Source organism: Streptomyces rubiginosohelvolus, assembly GCF_014649875.1.
Classification (GTDB): Bacteria; Actinomycetota; Actinomycetes; order Streptomycetales; family Streptomycetaceae; genus Streptomyces; species Streptomyces rubiginosohelvolus.
The window spans coordinates 160,195-180,294 of sequence record NZ_BMTW01000005.1; the positions used below are offsets into that span (position 1 = coordinate 160,195).

General features: G+C 72.1%; 12 protein-coding genes. 5 read left to right on the top strand and 7 right to left on the bottom strand.

Features of this window, described 5'->3' with window-relative positions:
* Positions 1–212 precede the first annotated feature (212 nt).
* Positions 213–1,238 (top strand): ATP-dependent 6-phosphofructokinase, encoded by a 1,026-nt coding sequence (locus tag IE134_RS14995; RefSeq protein WP_030715135.1) that lies wholly within the window; start codon positions 213–215, stop codon positions 1,236–1,238.
* Between the two features lie 58 nt (positions 1,239–1,296).
* Here the strand turns inward: IE134_RS14995 and IE134_RS15000 are convergent, their stop codons facing one another.
* From IE134_RS15000 to IE134_RS15010, 3 genes are all read right to left on the bottom strand, one after another.
* Positions 1,297–2,001 (bottom strand): helix-turn-helix domain-containing protein, encoded by a 705-nt coding sequence (locus IE134_RS15000; RefSeq protein ID WP_179888064.1) that lies wholly within the window; start codon positions 1,999–2,001, stop codon positions 1,297–1,299.
* 181 nt (positions 2,002–2,182) lie between these two features.
* Complete coding sequence (locus IE134_RS15005; protein ID WP_030715130.1) at positions 2,183–2,857, bottom strand: response regulator; 675 nt, start codon at positions 2,855–2,857, stop codon at positions 2,183–2,185.
* Positions 2,854–4,554 (bottom strand): sensor histidine kinase, encoded by a 1,701-nt coding sequence (locus IE134_RS15010; RefSeq protein ID WP_030715127.1) that lies wholly within the window; start codon positions 4,552–4,554, stop codon positions 2,854–2,856. Before IE134_RS15010 ends, IE134_RS15005 begins: the two co-directional genes overlap by 4 nt.
* Before the next feature lie 172 nt (positions 4,555–4,726).
* Between IE134_RS15010 and IE134_RS15015 the strand changes: the two genes are divergently transcribed.
* From IE134_RS15015 to IE134_RS15025, 3 genes are all read left to right on the top strand, one after another.
* Entirely contained in the window at positions 4,727–6,097 is a 1,371-nt protein-coding gene (locus IE134_RS15015; RefSeq protein ID WP_030715126.1) for a cation:dicarboxylate symporter family transporter, read from the top strand.
* Positions 6,098–6,381: 284 nt separating this feature from the next.
* Positions 6,382–7,671 carry an LAETG motif-containing sortase-dependent surface protein gene (locus IE134_RS15020; RefSeq protein WP_098017197.1) on the top strand — a complete coding sequence of 430 codons (1,290 nt, stop codon included), beginning with the start codon at positions 6,382–6,384 and terminating at the stop codon, positions 7,669–7,671.
* Between the two features lie 140 nt (positions 7,672–7,811).
* Complete coding sequence (locus IE134_RS15025) at positions 7,812–8,717, top strand: NAD(P)-dependent oxidoreductase (RefSeq protein ID WP_030715120.1); 906 nt, start codon at positions 7,812–7,814, stop codon at positions 8,715–8,717.
* Between the two features lie 83 nt (positions 8,718–8,800).
* Here IE134_RS15025 and glgB read toward each other — a convergent pair whose 3' ends face one another.
* The 4 genes from glgB to IE134_RS15045 all read right to left on the bottom strand — a co-directional run bounded on the left by glgB (position 8,801) and on the right by IE134_RS15045 (position 16,678).
* A complete protein-coding gene (gene glgB / locus IE134_RS15030; protein ID WP_189430731.1) occupies positions 8,801–11,227 on the bottom strand; it encodes a 1,4-alpha-glucan branching enzyme in 2,427 nt (808 codons plus the stop codon).
* A gap of 77 nt (positions 11,228–11,304) precedes the next feature.
* On the bottom strand, positions 11,305–12,726 hold the full coding sequence (locus tag IE134_RS15035) for a maltokinase N-terminal cap-like domain-containing protein (RefSeq protein WP_030715114.1): 1,422 nt from the start codon (positions 12,724–12,726) through the stop codon (positions 11,305–11,307).
* A gap of 230 nt (positions 12,727–12,956) precedes the next feature.
* Entirely contained in the window at positions 12,957–14,663 is a 1,707-nt protein-coding gene (gene treS, locus IE134_RS15040) for a maltose alpha-D-glucosyltransferase (protein WP_030715110.1), read from the bottom strand.
* On the bottom strand, positions 14,660–16,678 hold the full coding sequence (locus IE134_RS15045; protein WP_030715107.1) for an alpha-1,4-glucan--maltose-1-phosphate maltosyltransferase: 2,019 nt from the start codon (positions 16,676–16,678) through the stop codon (positions 14,660–14,662). The genes treS and IE134_RS15045 overlap by 4 nt, the downstream gene beginning before the upstream one ends.
* A 686-nt stretch (positions 16,679–17,364) precedes the next feature.
* On the opposite strand from IE134_RS15045, the gene glgP reads away from it, so the two are divergent.
* Positions 17,365–20,034, top strand: a complete 2,670-nt coding sequence (glgP, locus tag IE134_RS15050; RefSeq protein ID WP_189430733.1) for an alpha-glucan family phosphorylase — start codon at positions 17,365–17,367, stop codon at positions 20,032–20,034.
* Positions 20,035–20,100: the final 66 nt, after the last annotated feature.

A 20,100-nucleotide genomic window follows, 5' to 3' on the forward strand; every position in this document is an offset into this window, starting at 1 on the left:
GGGGGCCGCTATATCGCCCGCCGGAGGTCCCGGCGGGCCACGGCCGGAGGCCCCGTCCTCGGGATTCCTCCTACCCAAGAAAGGCCCGCCCGGCCCGGCCGAAAGCGCGGGGTCCGTGCCGGGCGTGGGACAATCGTCGCGGTTCAGGGCAGGGGGGCCGCCACCGTCGGCCTCCCGGAAAAGCGCGACTAGCGAGCAGGAGACATACCTCGATGCGCATCGGAATTCTCACCGCGGGCGGCGACTGCCCCGGCCTGAACGCAGTGATCCGGTCGGTCGTCCACCGGGCCGTCGTCGGCCACGGCGACGAGGTCATCGGCTTCGAGGACGGCTTCAAGGGGCTGCTCGACGGCCACTTCCGCCCCCTCGACCTCAACGCGGTCAGCGGCATCCTGGCCCGCGGCGGCACGATCCTCGGCTCGGCCCGCCTGGAGCGCGACCGGCTGCGCGAGGCCGCCGAGAACTGCGAGGAGCTGGCCCGCCGTTACGGCATCGACGCGCTCATCCCGATCGGCGGCGAGGGCACGCTCACCGCGGCCCGCATGCTCGCCGACGCCGGGATGCCGGTCGTCGGCGTCCCGAAGACCATCGACAACGACATCTCCTCCACCGACCGCACGTTCGGGTTCGACACGGCGGTGGGCGTCGCGACCGAGGCCATAGACCGTCTGAAGACCACCGCCGAGTCCCACCAGCGCGTGATGGTCGTCGAGGTCATGGGCCGGCACGCCGGCTGGATCGCGCTGGAGTCCGGGATGGCCGGCGGCGCCCACGGCATCTGCCTGCCCGAGCGCCCCTTCCAGGTCGACGACCTGGTCAAGATGGTCGAGGAGCGGTTCTCGCGCGGCAAGAAGTTCGCCGTCATCTGCGTCGCCGAGGGCGCGCACCCGGCCGAGGGCTCCATGCCGTACGCCAAGGGCGAGATCGACCAGTACGGCCACGAGCGCTTCCAGGGCATCGGCAACCGCCTCGCCATCGAGCTGGAGACCCGGCTCGGCAAGGAGGCCCGGCCGGTCATTCTCGGCCATGTCCAGCGCGGCGGCACCCCGACCGCGTACGACCGGGTGCTCGCCACCCGCTTCGGCTGGCACGCCGTCGAGGCCGTGCACCAGGGCGAGTTCGGCCGGATGACCGCCCTGCGCGGCACCGACATCGCCATGGTCCCGCTCGCCGAGGCCGTCACCCAGCTGAAGCGGGTGCCTGTCGAGCGGATGGACGAGGCCGAGTCGGTCTTCTAGGACCTGCTTCTTCCGGTCGCTCCGAACCGCACGGGCCGCACGGGCGGCCCGTGCGGAGTCACACCCCGGCGGTCCGCCAGAACTGCTCCACCACCCGGGCCAGGAACGCCCGGCCCGCGTCGCCCGTGGACCCGGAGCGCTCCTGGCCGGTGCTGCTCCAGCTCAGCGTCGAGACCATCAGGGCCTGGTAGTCGGTGTGCAGCTGCTCCAGCACGTCCTGGATCAGCGCCCGGTCCAGCGGGACGACCTTCGCCACCGGCCGGACGTACGCCTGCCAGCGCGTGGTGACCGCGCTGCTCAGCAACTCCGCCAGCTCGTCGTCACGTCCCGTCGCCGTCAGGAACTGCGCCGCCGTCAGACCCAGGGCCCGACACAGCGCCGTGGACTGCTTCTCGTTGCCCCGCCAGCGCCCCGACTCCTCCATCCGCAGATACGAGGCGCCGGTCATCCCCAGCTGCCGGGCCAGCTCGTCCACGGTCAGCTCCCGGGTCATCCGGTGCTCCCGCAGGGTGGCCGCGGCGGCCAGCAGCTCTCCGGGCGCGCACCACAGGACGCCGGCGAGGGCGGTCAGCTCGCGTTCCCCGGGGGTCGCGATGCCGCGCTCCCAGGCGACGACGGTCTCTGCGCTGATCCGGAGTCCGTACTGGGCGGCGAGCCCGTAGGCGACATGGCCGGGAGCCATCCCCAGTGCCTCGCGGAGACGGCGCGCGGCGGGGGCGTTGAAGGGCGGGGTGGGGTGCACGGGCCCACCGTAGAAGTCCATTTCCGCCCTGGCTACGGTACGTTCCCCACAGAACACGCTTCGTAGGAACCTCCAGCCGCGAACCGGGCGGGCGGTACGGGAAACCCGCCCCACCAGCGCTTTCTTTTCCGGCGCAGAAAGGGACCTCCGGGACCGGAAAACCGACCGGCAAGCGCTTGTCGGCCCGGCGGGCGCCGAACGGTCAGCGCCCCGCGGCCAGCCAGCTGTAGTGCAACTCCGGTCTGCCGACCTGCCCATAATGTGGACGCCTCGCGGCGCTGCCGACGGTCACCAGGTGCTCCAGATACCGCCGGGCCGTGATCCGCGAGATACCGAGGCGCTCCCCGGCGGCGGCCGCCGTCACCCCTTCCGGGGACTCCTTCAGCACCCGGGTGACCGCCTCCAGCGTCGGGCCGCTGAGCCCCTTGGGCAGCGCGGCCGGATGCGCGACCCGCAGCGCGCCCAGCGCCCGGTCCACCTCCTCCTGACCGCTGGCCTCCCCGGCGACGCCCCGGAACTCCGCGTACCGCACCAGCCGGTCCCGCAGCGTGGGGTACGTGAACGGCTTCAGCACGTACTGCACGACGCCGAGCGACACCCCCTCCCGCACCACCGCGAGATCCCGCGCCGAGGTCACCGCGATCACATCGGCCCCGTGGCCGGAGGCGCGCAGCGAACGCAGCAGCCCGAGCCCGTGCCCGTCGGGCAGATAGAGGTCGAGCAGCAGCAGGTCCACCGGGGTCCGCTCCAGCGCGCGCACCGCCGCCGCCCGGGTGTGCGCCACCGCGGTCACGGTGAAGCCCTCGACCCGCTCCACGTACATCTGGTGGGCGTCGGCGGCCACCGGATCGTCCTCCACCACCAGCACTCTGATCACGCCGTGACCTCCTTCGCCCGGGCGCCCGCCGCCGACCCCGCCGTACGGTCCCCGAGCGGCAGCCGTACGGTGAACCGCGCACCGCCGTCCGGACCCGCGTCCAGCTCCACCGTGCCCCCGTTGCGGTGGGCCGCCTGCCGCACCAGCGCCAGGCCGAGCCCGCGCCCCGCCCCGTGCGTGGACCAGCCCCGCCGGAACACCTCGTCCGCCGCCTCGGGCCCGATGCCCGCCCCCGTGTCCGCGACCCGCAGCAGCAGCTCCCGCTCGTCCGCGAGCGCCGTCACCGTCACCCGGGCCCGGGCCGCCGGGCCCCCGGCCGTCCGGGGCGCGGGCACCGCCGCCCCGGACTCCTCCGCGCCCTCGGGACCCTCCGACGCCGCGTCCACCGCGTTGTCGATCAGATTGCCCAGGATCGTCACCAGATCCCGCTGGGCCAGCGAGGGCGGCAGCGCCCCGTCGTCGATCAGGCTGTCCTCCGCGAGCACCAGCTCCACCCCCCGCTCGTTCGCCTGGGCCGCCTTGCCGAGCAGCAGCGCGGCCAGGACCGGTTCCTCCACCGCCCCCACCACCCGGTCGGTCAGCACCTGGGCCAGCTCCAGCTCCGCCGTCGCGAAGTCCACGGCCTCCTCCACCCGGCCCAGCTCGATCAGCGACACCACGGTGTGCAGCCGGTTCGCCGCCTCGTGGGCCTGGGAGCGCAGCGCCTGCGTGAAGCCGCGCTCGGAGTCCAGCTCCCCGGTCAGCGCCTGCAGCTCGGTGTGGTCCCGCAGGGTCACCACCGTGCCCCGCTGCTCACCGCCCACCACCGGACGGGTGTTGACCACGATCACCCGGTCCGCCGTCAGGTGCAGCTCGTCCACCCGCGGCTCCGACGCCAGCAGCGCCCCGGTCAGCGGCGCGGGCAGGGCCAGCTCGTCGACCGTACGGCCGACCGCCTCGGCGTCCGGCCCCAGGCCCAGCAGCTCCCGCCCCGCGTCGTTGATCAGCGCGATCCGCCGCCGTCCGTCCAGCATCAGCAGCCCCTCGCGCACCGCGTGCAGGGTGGCCTGGTGGTAGTCGTGCAGCCGGCTCAGCTCGGCCGCGTTCATCCCGTGCGTGTGCCGCCGCAGCCGGGCGTTGATCACGTACGTGCCGATCCCGCCGAGCGCCAGCGCCCCGCCCGCCGCCAGCGCGAGGGCGCCGAGCTGTTCCCGTACCTGCGAGGAGACCCGGTCCACGGTGATGCCCGCGCTGACCAGGCCGACGATCCGGCCGTTGTCGCGGATCGGGGTCACCACCCGTATCGAGGGGCCCAGCGTGCCGGTGTACGTCTCGGTGAAGGTCTGCCCGCGCAGGGCCTTCGCGGTGTTCCCGAGGAAGGTGTCGCCGATCTGGCTGGTGTCCGGGTGCGTCCAGCGCACCCGCTCGGTGTCCATGATCGTGACGAAGGCGATCCCGGTGTCCTCGCGCACCCGCTCCGCGTACGGCTGGAGTACCGCCGACGGGTCCGGGGTACGGATGGCCTCCCGTACGGAGGGGGAATCGGCCACCGCGAGGGCCGCCACCCGCACCTGCCGGGCGGCCGTCTCCTCGGCCTGCGCGCTGCCGGAGACGTACGCGAACACGGCGCACCCGGCCACCACGGCGGCGATGAGCACGACCTGCATGGCGAAGAGCTGGCCCGCCAGGCTGCGGGGGCGGGTACGGGGGAGGCGCATACCCCACAGTCTGCCTGGCCCGGCCGGACGCTCCCAGAAGTCTCCCGGATGGCCGGAAAGCGACTGTGAACGATATGAACGCAAGGGTGACCGGGGTCACAGGCCGGTGGATAGTCACCGAAGCCCCCAGGGACGGGGGCGCAACCCCCTGACCGAGCCGAGGAGCCCCACCATGGCTGTGGCAGCCAAACAACGGGACCGCACCCACTACCTGTACATCGCCGTGATCGCCGCCGTGGCGCTCGGCATCCTGGTGGGCTTCGCGGCCCCCGGCGTGGCCGTCGAGCTGAAGCCCATCGGCGCCGGCTTCGTGAACCTGATCAAGATGATGATCTCGCCGATCATCTTCTGCACGATCGTCCTGGGCGTCGGCTCGGTCCGCAAGGCCGCCAAGGTCGGCGCGGTCGGCGGTCTGGCGCTGGGCTACTTCCTGGTCATGTCGACCGTGGCCCTCGCCATCGGCCTGCTGGTCGGCAACTTCCTGGAGCCCGGCTCCACCCTCCACATCACCGAGGCCGCCCGCGAGGCGGGCGCGGAGCAGGCCGGGGGCGCGGGCGAGTCCACCGCGGACTTCCTGCTCGGCATCATCCCGACCACGATCGTCTCCGCCTTCACCGAGGGCGAGGTCCTCCAGACCCTCCTGGTCGCGCTCCTCGCGGGCTTCGCGCTCCAGGCGATGGGCAGGACCGGTGAGCCGATCATCCGCGGCATCACCCACATCCAGCGTCTCGTCTTCCGCATCCTCGCCATGATCATGTGGGCCGCCCCGGTCGGCGCGTTCGGCGCGATCGCCGCGGTGGTCGGCGAGACCGGCCTCGACGCCCTGAAGTCCCTGGCGATCATCATGATCGGCTTCTACGTCACCTGCGCGCTGTTCGTCTTCGTGGTGCTCGGCGCACTGCTCCGCATGATCGCCGGGGTGAACCTGTTCTCGCTGCTGAAGTACCTGGGCCGCGAGTTCCTGCTGATCCTGTCCACCTCCTCCTCCGAGTCGGCGCTGCCGCGGCTGATCGCGAAGATGGAGCACATGGGCGTCAGCAAGCCCGTCGTCGGCATCACCGTGCCGACCGGCTACTCCTTCAACCTCGACGGCACCGCGATCTACCTCACGATGTCCTCGCTGTTCATCGCCAACGCGATGGGCGACCCGCTGAGCGCGGGCGAGCAGATCTCGCTGCTGGTCTTCATGGTCATCGCCTCGAAGGGCGCGGCCGGTGTGACCGGCGCGGGCCTGGCGACCCTGGCCGGCGGCCTCCAGTCGCACCGCCCCGAACTCGTCGACGGCGTCGGCCTGATCGTCGGCATCGACCGCTTCATGAGCGAGGCCCGCGCGCTGACCAACTTCGCGGGCAACGCGGTCGCCACGGTGCTCGTCGGCCACTGGACCAAGGAGATCGACAAGGACCGGGTGGGCGAGGTGCTGGCCGGACGGATCCCGTTCGACGAGAAGACCCTCGTCGACGACGGCCACGGCCCGGCCCCCTCCGACGAGGTCCCCGAACAGCGGGACAGCGCGCCCGCCGAGCAGCCCGCCAAGGTCTGACCCGCGCCACCCACCAGGCCCCGCGTCACCACCGGGGCCACCGCGCCACCCACCAGGACCGCGGCGGCTTCCCCCCGGCCGCTGCGGTCCGCCCGAGGACACCCGTATCCACCCGGTACGGGTGTCCTCGCGTGGGCTGCGGGTACCGGTGGCCGGTACCGCCCCCTTGTGTCCGTGTTCTGTCACGACCGGTCCGGCCCGGACAACCCTCCTCGTCCGGCACCGGTCTTGAGAGATGAAGGACCGCAGTCAGCCCCCATGCGCCCCACGACCGAAGGACTTCCATGCGTATCGCCCCTTCCCGCAGCCGTACCCTGCGCGGCGGGACTGCCGCCGTTGCCGCCGCAGCGCTGGTGGCGCTGGGCGCCGTCCCGGCGCTCGCCGCGGACCCGGAGCCGGACCTCGGCGTCGGAACGATCGCGCCGGTCAAGGGGGTCCAGCCCGGAAGCTCCTTCTCGACCCCGCTGACCTTCCTCAACAAGGGGACGGAGGAGGTGCCCTCGGCCTGGGTGACGTACTCCGTGTCACCGGGCCTGAAGGCGGAGGAGACGCACGAGAACTGCACCTACTACACCATCGGCTCCTACGACGAGATGCCCGCGTCGAACGTCGCCTCCTGCAAGATCGACCAGCCGCTGAAGCCGGGCGTCGTCTACGGCACGGCGAAGCCCGTCTCGCTCAAGGCGCTCGACTCCGCGTTCCGGGACAACCTGCGGGTGTCGATCGGCGTGCACGAGCCCGGCCCGGACGACGGGGGCTCCACCGAGCCGGTGCCCGGGACCGGTGACCCGCTCACCCTGGTCGAGAAGGGCCCGGCCACCGACGCCGACCGGACGAACCACCCCGAGGCGTACGCCAGGGCGGACGTCACCGCCGCGAACACCGCGGACTTCGCCCTGACCGGCGACGAGAAGCGGGGGAAGGTCGGCGAGAAGGTCACCGCGACGGTGAAGTTCGCCAACAAGGGCCCCGCCCGCGTCCAGGGGCTCCCCGACCAGAGCGTCACCACGGTCGACATCCACATCCCGAAGGGCACCTCCGTCGTCAAGCCGTACGACTTCTGCGAGGTGATCACCAAGACCCACTACCGCTGCGGCACCTCCCAGTCCTGGGTCGACGTGAACGGCGGCGAGAGCTACCCCTTCGTCCTGCGCATCGACAAGGCGGTCGGCCGCACCACCGGCGAGGTCTCCTTCACCGGCCAGGAGCGCCCCTTCGACCGGAACGCCGGGAACGACACCGCGCAGATCGTGATCGACACCGGCAAGGACGAGGGCACGGCGGGCTCCTCGGGCTCCAACGGTTCCTCCGGCTCCACCGGGGGCTCCTCGTCCACCGGAGGCTCCGGCTCCACCGGCTCCACGAGCACCACCGGCTCCACCGGCACCTCCGGCGGCGCCGCCGACACGGGCGGCTCGACGACCGGCGGCGCCACCCCCCAGACCGGCGGCAACCTCGCGGCGACCGGCTCGGACTCCACCGGCCCGCTCATCGGCATGGCGGCCGCGGCGGTGGCCGCGGGCGGCGGCATCCTGTGGGCCGTGCGCCGGCGGTCGGCGGCCCAGGGCGGCTGACGACCGGACCGACACGACCGGGCGGGACCCTCACGGGTTCCGCCCGGTCGGCCGTTGACCTGCATCCTTTCCCGGAAGTGCGTATCTGACAGTCAAGTGGGTTCTGGTCAGGCCCTGTTCGCGCGCCAAGGATGGTCCCCATGACGCAAGCGCACACGACCACCGAACCCGCACCCGCATCCACCCCCGTCACCGTCCTGGGCCTCGGTGACATGGGCCGCTCCCTGGCCCGAGCCTTCCTTGCCGCCGGCCACCCCACCACCGTCTGGAACCGCTCGCCCGGGAAGGGCGAGGACGTCGTCGCGCTGGGCGCGGTGCGGGCCGCGTCCGCCGAGGAGGCCGTGCGGGCGAGCGGACTCGTCGTGGTCTGCCTCGTCGACTACGACGCCTCCGACGCGGTCCTGGAACCGCTGGCCGGAGCGCTGGAGGGGCGGGTCCTGGTCAACCTGACCTCGGACACCCCGGCCCGTTCCCGGCAGGCCGCCGCCTGGGCCGCGAAGCACTCCCTGGCCTACCTCGACGGGGCGATCATGGTGCCGGTCGACGTGGTCGGCACAGCGGACGCCCTGGTCTTCCACTCCGGCGACCGTGCCGCCTACGCCGCGCACGAGGACACCCTCAAGGCGCTCGGTGAGCCCGCCACCTACCTGGGCGAGGACCACGGCCTGGCCGCCGCCCACGACATGGCGACGCTGGACTTCTTCTACGGGGCCATGGGCGGTCTCGTCCACGCCTTCGCGCTGGCCCGAGCGGAAGGCATCGAGCCCGCCTCGCTCGCCCCGTACCTCACCACGATCACCGGCATCCTGCCGCCGATCGTGGAGTACACCGCGGCGGAGGCCGGCTCCGGTGCGTACCCCGCCAACGGCGCGAACCTCGGCATGATGGCGGCGAGCGTCGACCACATCCTGCACACCGCGAAGGACCGGGGCCTGGACGTCTCGCAGCTGGCCGGGCTCAAGTCGCTCACCGACCGGGCGATCGCCCAGGGACGCGGCCCCGGCTCCTGGTCGAGCCTTGTCGAGGTGATCGCCGCCGAACGCTGACCGGCCCGGAACGGGGGAGGGGCCGGTACCGCGCCACATCGGACGCGGTACCGGCCCCGGCCGCTTTCACGGTCCCGTACGGGCTACGCCGGGCGGAACCACACCGTCGCCAGCGGCGGCAGCGTCAGCGAGATGCTGGACGGCCGGCCGTGCGCGGGCACCGCCTCCGCCTTGAGCGGCTCCTCGTTGCGCACATCGCCGCCGCCGTACCGGGCCGCGTCGGTGTTGAGGACCTCCACCCAGCCCTCCGTGCCGGTCTCGGGCACCCCCAAGCGGTAGTCGCTCCGGACCGCCGGCGAGAAGTGCGAGACCGCGAGCAGCGGCGAGCCGTCCGCGTCGTAGCGCAGGAACGCGAACACGTTGTCCTCGGCCGCCCCGCCGTCCACCCAGCTGAACCCCTCCGGCGAGGTGTCCCGCTGCCACAGCGCGGGCACCGCCCCGTACACCGCGTTCAGATCGCCCACCAGGTCCCGCACCCCGCGGTGGTCGCCGGACGCCTCGTACGACGGGTCCAGCAGCCACCAGTCCGGGCCGTGGCCCTCCGACCACTCCGCGCCCTGGGCGAACTCCTGCCCCATGAAGAGGAGTTGCTTACCCGGGTGGGCCCACATGAAGCCCAGATAGGCGCGGTGGTTGGCGCGCTGCTGCCACCAGTCGCCGGGCATCTTCGACACCAGCGCCTGCTTGCCGTGCACCACCTCGTCGTGCGAGATCGGCAGCACGTAGTTCTCGCTGTACGCGTACACCATCGAGAACGTCATCTCGTTGTGGTGGTACTTGCGGTGGATCGGCTCCTTGGACACGTACTGGAGCGAGTCGTGCATCCAGCCCATGTTCCACTTCAGCCCGAAGCCAAGCCCCCCGCTGTCGGTGGGGCGCGTGACGCCGTCCCAGGCGGTGGACTCCTCGGCGATGGTGACGACGCCCGGGTTGCGGCGGTAGACGGTCGCGTTCATCTCCTGGAGGAAGGCGACCGCGTCCAGGTTCTCCCGGCCGCCGAACTCGTTGGGCGACCACTGGCCGTCCTCGCGGGAGTAGTCGAGGTAGAGCATCGAGGCGACCGCGTCGACCCGCAGCCCGTCGATGTGGAACTCCTCGCACCAGTACGTGGCGTTGGCGACCAGGAAGTTGCGGACCTCGGTGCGGCCGTAGTCGAACTCCAGCGTCCCCCAGTCCGGGTGCGCCGCGCGCTGCGGGTCGGCGTGCTCGTACAGCGGACGCCCGTCGAACTCGGCCAACGCCCAGTCGTCGCGCGGGAAATGGGCCGGGACCCAGTCCATGATGACGCCGATGCCCGCCCGGTGCAGGGCGTCGACGAGGAAGCGGAAGTCGTCCGGGGTGCCCAGCCGGGAGGTCGGCGCGTAGAACCCGGTGACCTGATAGCCCCAGGAGCCGCCGAAGGGGTGTTCGGAGACCGGCATCAGCTCGACGTGCGTGAACCCGAGGTCCTTGACGTAAGCGGGCAGCTGCTCGGCAAGTTGACGGTACGTCAGTCCGGGTCGCCAAGAAGCGAGATGCACCTCGTACACCGAGAACGGGGCCTCGTGCACCGGGCGGTCGCCCCGGTGCGCCATCCAGTCCGCGTCCTGCCACGCGTGGTGCTTGGCGGTGACGATCGACGCGGTCGCGGGCGGGACCTCGGTGCGCCGGGCCATCGGGTCGGCCCGCACCGTGTGCGAACCGTCCGGGCGGCAGATGTCGTACTTGTACAGCGCGCCCTCGCCGACCCCCGGCAGGAACAGCTCCCACACTCCGGTCGAGCCGAGCGACCGCATAGGGAAGCCCGTGCCGTCCCAGTAGGTGAAGTCACCGGTGATCCGCACCCCGCGCGCGTTCGGCGCCCACAGGGTGAACCGGGTCCCGGCCACCCCCTGGTGCTCCATCGGCTCCGCGCCGAGCGCCCGCCACAGCTCCTCGTGGCGTCCCTCGCCGATCAGATGCAGATCGAGGTCGCCGATCGACGGCCAGAAGCGGTACGGGTCCTCCACCTCGACGGTGTTGTCGTCGTACGCCACTTCCAGCCGGTACGCGGGCACCTGCGGCACCGGCAGCACACCGGAGAAGAAGCCGTCCCCGTCGTCGTGCAGCTCGGCCCGCAGCCCCGTCGCCAGCACGGTGACGGTCCGGGCGTACGGCCGCAGCGCCCGGACGAGCACCCCGCCGGGGATCGGGTGGGCGCCGAGCACGTCGTGCGGCGCGTGGTGGTCGCCGGCCAGCAGCCGGCCGCGGTCCGCGCCGTCCAGGGCCGGTGCGGGGCGGGCGCCCTGGCCGTCACCGGCCTGCCGCGGGCGCGGCGGGCCCGCGTCAGCCCGCTTGGGCCGGGTGCGCTTGGCGGGCGCGGCCTTGGTGGCGGTGGCGGCGGGCACCGGTGCGGGGGTGGCCGCCGTGTCGGCTGCGGTCTCGGCGGCTGCGGGCTCGACGGCGGGTTCGGCGACGGTCTCGACAGCCGCCTCGGCGGGAACCTCGGCGGACTTGCGGGATGCCTTGCGGGACGGCTTGCGGGCGGTCACAGGGACTGCCTCCTCGGGGAGTGAAGGGGAGAAGCACGGGCGGAGGGGCGGGAGCGACGGGAGGGGGAGGGGAAGGGTCAGGCCGCCGCGGACTGGGCCAGCCGTTGGATGGCCGCCATCGGCACCGGCAGCCAGTCGGGGCGGTGCCGGGCCTCGTACACCACCTCGTACACGGCCTTGTCGGTCTCGTGGGCGCGCAGCAGCTCCGGTTCGCCACGCGGATCGCTGCCCGAGGCCTGCGCGTACCCCTCGCAGTAGGCGGCACGGCAGCGGGCCGCCCACTCCGGGTTCCACGGGCGGTGCGAGCGGGCCGCGTAGTCGAAGGACCGCAGCATGCCCGCGACATCGCGCACCGGAGGTGCGGGCATCCGGCGCTCGGGCAGCGGGCGGGCCGGTTCGCCCTCGAAGTCGATCAGCGACCAGAAGCCGTCGGCGGAGCGCAGCGTCTGCCCGAGATGGAGATCGCCGTGCACCCGCTGCTGGGCCCAGCCGCTGCCCCGGACCCCGAGGTCCGTCACCGCGTCGAACGCGGCGCGCAGCCCGGGGACGTACGGCACGAGCGCCGGGACCGCCTGGGCGGCGGCCTCCAGCCGCTGGGTCATCTGGGCGACGAGCTGCCGGGTCTGGGTGCCGCGCAGCGCCGGGGTCGGCAGCGCGGCGGCGAGCGCCGTGTGCACCTCGGCGGTGGCCCGGCCCAGCGCCCGCGCCTCGGGCAGGAAGTCGCGGCCCGCGGCGAGCGCGGCCAGCGCGAGCTGCCAGCCGTCACGCGCCCCCTGCAGGAAGGGCTGGAGGACGCCGAGGGTGAGCGGTTCGGCGCCGGGGGCCTCGAACCAGGCGATCGGGGCGGGTACCCGTTCGCACCCCTCGCCGGTGAGGGCGAGCGGCAGCTCCAGGTCCGGGTTGGTGCCTGGGAAGATGCGCCGGAAGATCTTCAGGATGAACGCGTCCCCGTAGACCAGCGAGGAGTTGGACTGCTCGGCGTCCAGCACCCGGGGCGCGAGACCGGCCGGGATCTCGGCGGTCCGCTCGAAGCGCAGCGAGCCGAGACTGCCGGGGCGGCGGAACCGTTCCAGCAGCACATCGGCCAGCCGGGGGTCGTGCAGCGCGTCGTACACGGTCCGTCCGGCGAGCGGCCCCCGCTCCACCCGGCCGACCAGCGCTCCGGCGAGCACCGGCGGCAGTGACGTCCTTACGCCCAGGAGCAGTTGGTAGCAGTCGTCGGCCGCCCGGACCGACCGGGAGGGCTGTTCGACCCGCAGCAGGAGGTGCAGGAGCCCGGGGCCCGCCGTGCCGTGCACCGGCACCATCTCGGTGGCCGAGACCAGCCGGAAGCCGGTGACGGGCCGGCCCTTGCCGGCGAACCAGCGCTGCCGGGGCAGCCATTCGTGGAGCAGCGGAGCGAGGGACGGGAGCAGGGCCCCGTCCGTCGTACTTCCGGTGGTTGCGCTGTTCCTCGTGCTCTTCGCCAGGGCGACGTGAGTGGATGCAGCCTCCGACATGGCATCGCGTCCTTTCCCCGGGCACACAGGATGCGAAGAGTGTCCCGGATTGCGGCAATGGCTGTCCGGCTGTGCGGGACGTGTCGGGAGAGGAAGGTGCTTACGGACTCGAACGGCGGAACCGTGACGGCCCGGGGCGAGGGAACCGGTGAGTGCCCCGGGGTTCTCGTTTCGCTCAGAGTGCCCCGTGCGGGGCGGTGGAAACCGCCCCGCACGTAACCGACGCTCTCTCAGGCCGGCGGCGCGTCCTTGCGCAGCCGGAACCAGTAGAAGCCGTGTCCCGCAAGGGTCAGCAGGTAGGGCCACTGACCGATGGCCGGGAAGCGTACCCCGCCGATCAATTCCACCGGATGACGTCCGTTGAACGATCGGAGGTCCAGTTCCGTCGGCTGCGCGAACCGCGAGAAGTTGTGCACGCACAGGACGAGGTCGTCCTTGTACTCGCGGGTGAACGCCAGCACCGCCGGGTTGGAGGACGGGAGTTCGGTGTACTCGCCGAGACCGAAGGCCGGATTCTGCTTCCGGATCTCGATCATCCGGCGGGTCCAGTGCAGCAGCGAGGACGGCGAGGCCATCGACGCCTCGACGTTGGTGACCTGGTAGCCGTAGACCGGGTCCATGATCGTGGGGAGGTAGAGCCGCCCCGGATCGCTGGAGGAGAACCCGGCGTTGCGGTCGGGCGTCCACTGCATCGGTGTGCGCACCGCGTCCCGGTCGCCCAGCCAGATGTTGTCGCCCATCCCGATCTCGTCCCCGTAGTAGAGGATCGGGGAGCCGGGCAGCGACAGCAGCAGCGCGGTGAACAGCTCGATCTGGTTGCGGTCGTTGTCCAGCAGCGGGGCGAGCCGCCTGCGGATGCCGATGTTGGCGCGCATCCGCGGGTCCTTGGCGTACTCCGCGTACATGTAGTCGCGTTCTTCGTCCGTGACCATTTCGAGCGTGAGCTCGTCGTGGTTACGGAGGAAGATGCCCCACTGGCAGTTCTTCGGGATCTCCGGGGTCTTGGCCAGGATTTCGGAGACCGGGTAGCGGCTCTCGCGGCGCACCGCCATGAAGATCCGCGGCATCACGGGGAAGTGGAACGCCATGTGGCATTCGTCGCCGCCCGCCTCGTAGTCGCCGAAGTAGTCGACGACGTCCTCCGGCCACTGGTTGGCCTCGGCGAGGAGGACGGTGTCCGGGTAGTTGGCGTCGATCTCCTTGCGGACCCGCTTGAGGAAGTGGTGGGTCTCGGGGAGGTTCTCGCAGTTGGTGCCCTCGCGCTGGTAGAGGTAGGGCACCGCGTCGACCCGGAAGCCGTCGATGCCCAGGTCCAGCCAGAACCGCAGGGCCGCGAGGATCTCCTCCTGGACCGCCGGGTTCTCGTAGTTGAGGTCCGGCTGGTGCGAGAAGAAGCGGTGCCAGTAGTACTGCTTGCGCACCGGGTCGAAGGTCCAGTTGGACGTCTCGGTGTCGACGAAGATGATCCGGGCGTCCTGGAACTGCTTGTCGTCGTCCGCCCAGACGTAGTAGTCGCCGTACGGCCCGTCGGGGTCGGTCCGGGACTGCTGGAACCACTCGTGCTGATCGCTCGTGTGGTTCATGACGAAGTCGATGATGACGCGCATGCCGCGCTGGTGCGAGGCGTCCACGAACTCCACGAAGTCGGCGAGGTCGCCGAACTCCGGGAGCACGGCGGTGTAGTCGGAGACGTCGTAGCCCCCGTCGCGCAGCGGCGACTTGAAGAACGGCGGCAGCCAGAGGCAGTCGACGCCGAGCCACTGGAGATAGTCCAGCTTGGCGGTGATGCCCTTGAGGTCGCCGATTCCGTCGCCGTTGGAGTCCTGGAAGGACCGGACGAGCACCTCGTAGAAGACGGCTCGTTTGAACCAGTCGGGATCGCGGTCCTTGGCGGGGGTGTCCTCGAACGTGTCGGGGACAGGCTCATTGACGATCATGGTGTGGGTGACCCTCCGGTCGGCGGGGACGGTCGCAGGACCGCGATGTGCGCGGGCGTGATGCCCGGCTCTAGGCGCACGTAGAAGTTCCTGCCCCAGTGATAGGTGTCGCCGGTGAGCTCGTCGCGCACCGGAACGCGCTCGTGCCAGGAAAGGCCGAGCCGCTCCATGTCCAACGAGACGGTGGCCTCCTGGGTGTGGTGCGGGTCGAGGTTCACGACCACCAGAACGGTGTTCGTTCCGGAGCGCTTGCTGTAGGCGATCAGCGCTTCGTTGTCGGTGTGGTGGAAGTGGACGTCGCGCAGCTGCCGCAGAGCGGGGTGACGTCGGCGGATCCGGTTCAGCGAGGTGATCAGGGGGGTGAGCGTGCGGCCCTCGCGTTCCGCCGACTCCCAGTCCCTCGGGCGCAGTTCGTACTTCTCCGAGTGCAGGTACTCCTCGCTCCCGGGCTTGGCCGGGGTGTTCTCGCACAGCTCGAATCCCGCGTACACGCCCCAGGAGGGGGCCAGCGTCGCGGCCAGCACCGCCCGCGCCTCGAAGGCCGGGCGGCCGCCCTCCTGGAGGTAGCCGGGAAGGATGTCGGGGGTGTTCACGAAGAAGTTGGGCCGCATGTAGGAGGCGGCGTCCCCGGCCAGCTCCGTGACGTACTCGGTCAGTTCCTGCTTGGTGTTGCGCCAGGTGAAGTACGTGTACGACTGCTGGAAGCCGACCGCGCCGAGCGTGTGCATCATCGCCGGGCGGGTGAACGCCTCCGCCAGGAAGATGACGTCGGGGTCGGTGCCGTTGATCTCGGCGATGACCTTCTCCCAGAACACCACCGGCTTGGTGTGCGGGTTGTCGACCCGGAAGATACGCACCCCGTGGTCCATCCAGAAGCGCAGAACGCGTACGGTCTCCGCCACCAGACCGCGCATGTCCTTGTCGAAGGCGATCGGGTAGATGTCCTGGTACTTCTTCGGCGGGTTCTCGGCGTACGCGATCGAACCGTCGGCGCGGTGGTGGAACCAGTCCGGGTGCTCCTTGACCCACGGGTGGTCCGGCGAGCACTGGAGCGCGAAGTCCAGCGCGATCTCCATCCGCAGATTGCGGGCGGTCGCCACGAAGTGGTCGAAGTCCTCCAGCGTGCCCAGCTCCGGGTGGACCGCGTCGTGCCCGCCGTCGGGCGAACCGATCGCCCACGGCACGCCCGGGTCGTGCTCCCCGGGCGTCAACGTGTTGTTCGGGCCCTTGCGGTGGGTCGTCCCGATCGGGTGGATGGGCGGCAGGTACACCACGTCGAACCCCATCGCGGCGACCGCGGGCAGCCGTTCGGCGGCCGTCCGGAAGGTGCCGCTGACCAGCCGGGTCGGCGCGTCCGGCGAGGTGTCCGCCGGGTCCACCGGCACCCGCTCCGCCCCCTCGGAGCGCGGGAACAGCTCGTACCAGGACCCGAACAGCGCCCGCTCGCGCTCCACCCGGACCGCCAGCGGCTTGGAGCGGGTGACCAGTTCGCGCAGCGGATAGCGGGCCAGCACCGCGTCGGCGGCCGGGGTCAGGGCCGCCGCCAGCCGGGCCTCGGCCGGGTGGCCGGTGTCGCGCAGCGCGTCCACCGCGGCCAGCACCGCCTCGCGGCCGTGCTTCTTCGGCACGCCCGCGGCGGCCCGCTCCAGCAGCGCCGCCCCCTCGGCCAGCACCAGGTCCGTGTCGATGCCGGCCGGGATCTTGATCGCGGCGTGGTGCCGCCAGGTGGCGACCGGATCGCTCCAGGCCTCCACCGTGTACGTCCAGCGGCCCTCGGCGTCCGGGGTGATGTCCGCCCCCCACCGGTCCGTGCCCTGCGCCAGCTCGCGCATCGGGGTCCACGGCCCGACCCGCCCGCTCGGATCGCGCAGGACGACATTGGCGGCCACCGCGTCGTGGCCTTCGCGGAAGACGGTGGCGGTGACCTGGAAGGTCTCACCGACGACGGCCTTCGCCGCCCGTCTGCCGCAGTCGACGAGGGGACGGACGTCCAGGACGGGAATACGACCGATCATGGAATCACCTGGGGGCTGGAGGAGCTCGGCGTGCACGGAGGACGGCACGGGCGCGGAGGACCGACCGCGTGTGCCGCGAAGACGGGGATCTGTCCTTTGTAACTGCTCAGCTGTCTGCTGACGGGCTGTGGGCATGGCCGCTCCTGTCCGCGTTCACTCGAATGGCACTCGAATGGGTGGGTCGCGGGGGTTTCGTGCATGTTTCGGGATGCACGGGAGAACGAGTGCGGGCCGGGTCGTGCCGTGTACCGGGGAAGCCTTCCCCGCGTCGGAGGGTGGGAAATCCGGCGCCGTGTTAACTACTCGGTCGTAACGGGCCGCTCGGGCTCCGCCGCACGCGGCGCGCACGCCCCGCCCGGCGCAGGAGACCCGAAGCGCCCCCACGGGTTCCGGATACCCGCTCTGCGGCGCCACACGGCAGCTTTCCCTGTGGCAATGAGGTCCACAAGGCCGCGTACGGGAGGGAAATCGGCCAAACCCCCAGGTGGGAGGAGTGGCGGGAGATCACTGATGGGGTGCGTGGGGCATCTGTGGGGAGGCGCGCGGCGTGTGGGCCCCGGGCCGGGCGCGCCCTCCGCGCGCCGTGGCAGCCCGCCACGGACGGCCGCTACCGTCAGGGGTGACGGAAGGGACGCACACCGTGGTGCGTCCGCTCGGATGCGCAAGTCCCCTGTAAAGGTGGAGCAGTGAAGGCCATTCGTCGATTCACCGTGCGTCCTGTTCTCCCCGAACCCCTTCGACCCCTCCACGACCTCGCGCGCAACCTGCGCTGGTCGTGGCACACCGAGACCCGCGAGCTCTTCCGGGCCGCCGACCCCGAGGGCTGGCGGCCCGCGGACGCCGACCCCGTACGCCTGCTCGGCTCGCTGTCCGCCGGGCGGCTGACCGAACTGGCCGGCGACGCGGAGTACCTCGGCCGCCTCACCGCGGCCTCCGCCGATCTGGCGGAATATCTGGACGGCCCGCGCTGGTATCAGGAACAGCGGGCCGCCGGAGCCGAACTCCCCTCTGCCATCGCCTACTTCTCACCCGAATTCGGTGTCACCGCCGCCCTGCCCCAGTACAGCGGCGGCCTCGGCATCCTGGCCGGCGACCACCTCAAGGCCGCCAGCGACCTCGGCGTCCCGCTCATCGGCGTCGGGCTGCTCTACCGGCACGGCTACTTCCGCCAGACCCTCTCGCGCGAGGGTTGGCAGCAGGAGCACTATCCCGTCCTCGACCCCAACGAACTCCCGCTCGACCTGGTCCGTGAGGCCGACGGCACCCCGGCCCGGGTCGTCCTCGCGCTGCCCGGCGGACGCTCGCTGCACGCCTGCATCTGGCTGGCCCGGGTCGGCCGTGTGCCGCTGCTCCTCCTCGACTCCGACGTCGAGGAGAACGCCCCCGGCGAACGCGACGTCACCGACCGGCTCTACGGCGGCGGCAGCGACCACCGCCTCCTCCAGGAGATGCTGCTCGGCATCGGCGGGGTGCGCGCCGTGCGCACCTGGTGCCGTCTTACCGGCACCCCGGAGCCGGAGGTGTTCCACACCAACGAGGGCCACGCCGGCTTCCTCGGCCTGGAGCGCATCCGCGAACTCATCCCCACCGGACTCGACTTCGAGGCCGCCCTCGAAGTGGTCCGGGCCGGCACCGTCTTCACCACCCACACCCCGGTGCCCGCCGGCATAGACCGTTTCGACCGGGGGCTCGTCGCCCGCCACTTCGGCGATGAGGGCGAACTGCCCGGCGTACCCGTCGAGAAGATCCTGCCGCTCGGCACCGAGACCTACCCCGGCGGCGAGCCGGAGCTGTTCAACATGGCGGTGATGGGCCTCAGGCTCGCCCAGCGCGCCAACGGGGTCTCCACCCTGCACGGGGCGGTCAGCCGGGAGATGTTCTCCGGGCTCTGGCCGGGCTTCGACCCCGCCGAGGTGCCGATCACCTCCGTCACCAACGGGGTCCACGCCCCGACCTGGGTCGCCCCCGAGGTCTTCCGGCTCGGGGCGGGCCGGGTCGGCGAGGGCCGCGCCCACCAGGTGCTGGCCGGCGGCCCGGTGGCCGACGAGGCCTCCGCGCAGACCGGCACCCCCCGCCGCTGGGACGCGGTGACCGGCATCGGCGACCAGGAGATCTGGGACCTGCGCCGGGACCTGCGCGGACAGCTCGTCACCGAGGTCCGCCGCCGCCTCTACGCCTCCTGGCGCAGGCGCGGCGCGGGCACCGCCGAGCTGGGCTGGATCGACGGCGTCCTCGACCCGGACATCCTGACCATCGGCTTCGCCCGCCGCGTCCCCTCGTACAAGCGGCTGACGCTGATGCTGCGCGACCGCGACCGGCTGCGGTCCCTGCTGCTGCACCCGACGCACCCGATCCAGATCGTCGTCGCGGGCAAGGCCCACCCGGCCGACGACGGCGGGAAGCGGCTGGTGCAGGAGCTGGTGCGGTTCGCGGACGACCCGCGTGTGCGCCACCGCATCGTGTTCCTCCCGGACTACGGCATGGGCGTGGCGCAGAAGCTCTACCCGGGCTGCGACGTCTGGCTCAACAACCCGCTGCGCCCGCTGGAGGCCTGCGGCACGAGCGGGATGAAGGCGGCGCTCAACGGCTGCCTCAACCTGTCGGTGCGCGACGGCTGGTGGGACGAGTGGTTCGACCCGGACTTCGGCTGGGAGATCCCCACCGCCGACGGCTCCGCGGTCGACGAGGACCGCCGGGACGAGCTGGAGTCGAACGCCCTCTACGCCCTGATCGAGGACCGGGTCGCCCCGCGCTTCTACGACCGGGGCGCCGGGGACCTGCCCGACCGGTGGATCGAGATGGTCCGCTCCACCCTGGTCAACCTCGGCCCGAAGGTGCTCGCCGGGCGGATGGTGCGCGAGTACGTGGAGCGCCTGTACGCCCCCGCCGCGCGGGCCCGCCGGGCACTGGAACCCGCGGTGGCGCAGGATTTCGCCGCGTGGAAGGCCAGGGTCCGGGCGGCCTGGCGCGGGGTCTCCGTCGACCATGTGGAGACGGTCACCGGGGACGCCGCGGGCGGTTCGGCGGAGCTGGGGGCCACCCTGGCGCTGCGGGTACGGATCGCGCTCGGCGGCCTGGAGCCGGACGACGTCGAGGTCCAGGTGGTCGCGGGCCGGGTCGACTCCGGCGACGCCATCGCGGACGCCCAGACCTTCCCGCTGAAGCCGGCGGGCGGTCAGGACCTGGAGGATCGCTGGCTGTACGAGGGCCCGCTCACCCCGGACCGGACGGGACCGTACGGCTACACCGTGCGCGTCCTGCCCGCCCACCGGCTGCTGGCCACCAGCGCCGAACTGGGCCTGGTCGCCCTGCCGACCGAGGCGACGGGGGAGGGCGGGGGCGTGCTGATGCGCTGAGCGCGCGTCATCGCGGACCCGAGGGGCCCGGCACCCGCGCGGTGCCGGGCCCCTGCGTGTGTGCCG

Bases quoted from the DNA above. Each gene is read 5' to 3' on its own strand.
- IE134_RS14995 (WP_030715135.1), top strand. From the start codon at position 213: ATGCGCATCGGAATTCTCACCGCGGGCGGCGACTGCCCCGGCCTGAAC.
- IE134_RS15000 (WP_179888064.1), bottom strand. From the start codon at position 2,001: ATGGACTTCTACGGTGGGCCCGTGCACCCCACCCCGCCCTTCAACGCC.
- IE134_RS15010 (WP_030715127.1), bottom strand. From the start codon at position 4,554: ATGCGCCTCCCCCGTACCCGCCCCCGCAGCCTGGCGGGCCAGCTCTTC.
- IE134_RS15015 (WP_030715126.1), top strand. From the start codon at position 4,727: ATGGCTGTGGCAGCCAAACAACGGGACCGCACCCACTACCTGTACATC.
- IE134_RS15020 (WP_098017197.1), top strand. From the start codon at position 6,382: ATGCGTATCGCCCCTTCCCGCAGCCGTACCCTGCGCGGCGGGACTGCC.
- IE134_RS15025 (WP_030715120.1), top strand. From the start codon at position 7,812: ATGACGCAAGCGCACACGACCACCGAACCCGCACCCGCATCCACCCCC.
- IE134_RS15035 (WP_030715114.1), bottom strand. From the start codon at position 12,726: ATGTCGGAGGCTGCATCCACTCACGTCGCCCTGGCGAAGAGCACGAGG.
- treS (WP_030715110.1), bottom strand. From the start codon at position 14,663: ATGATCGTCAATGAGCCTGTCCCCGACACGTTCGAGGACACCCCCGCC.
- IE134_RS15045 (WP_030715107.1), bottom strand. From the start codon at position 16,678: ATGATCGGTCGTATTCCCGTCCTGGACGTCCGTCCCCTCGTCGACTGC.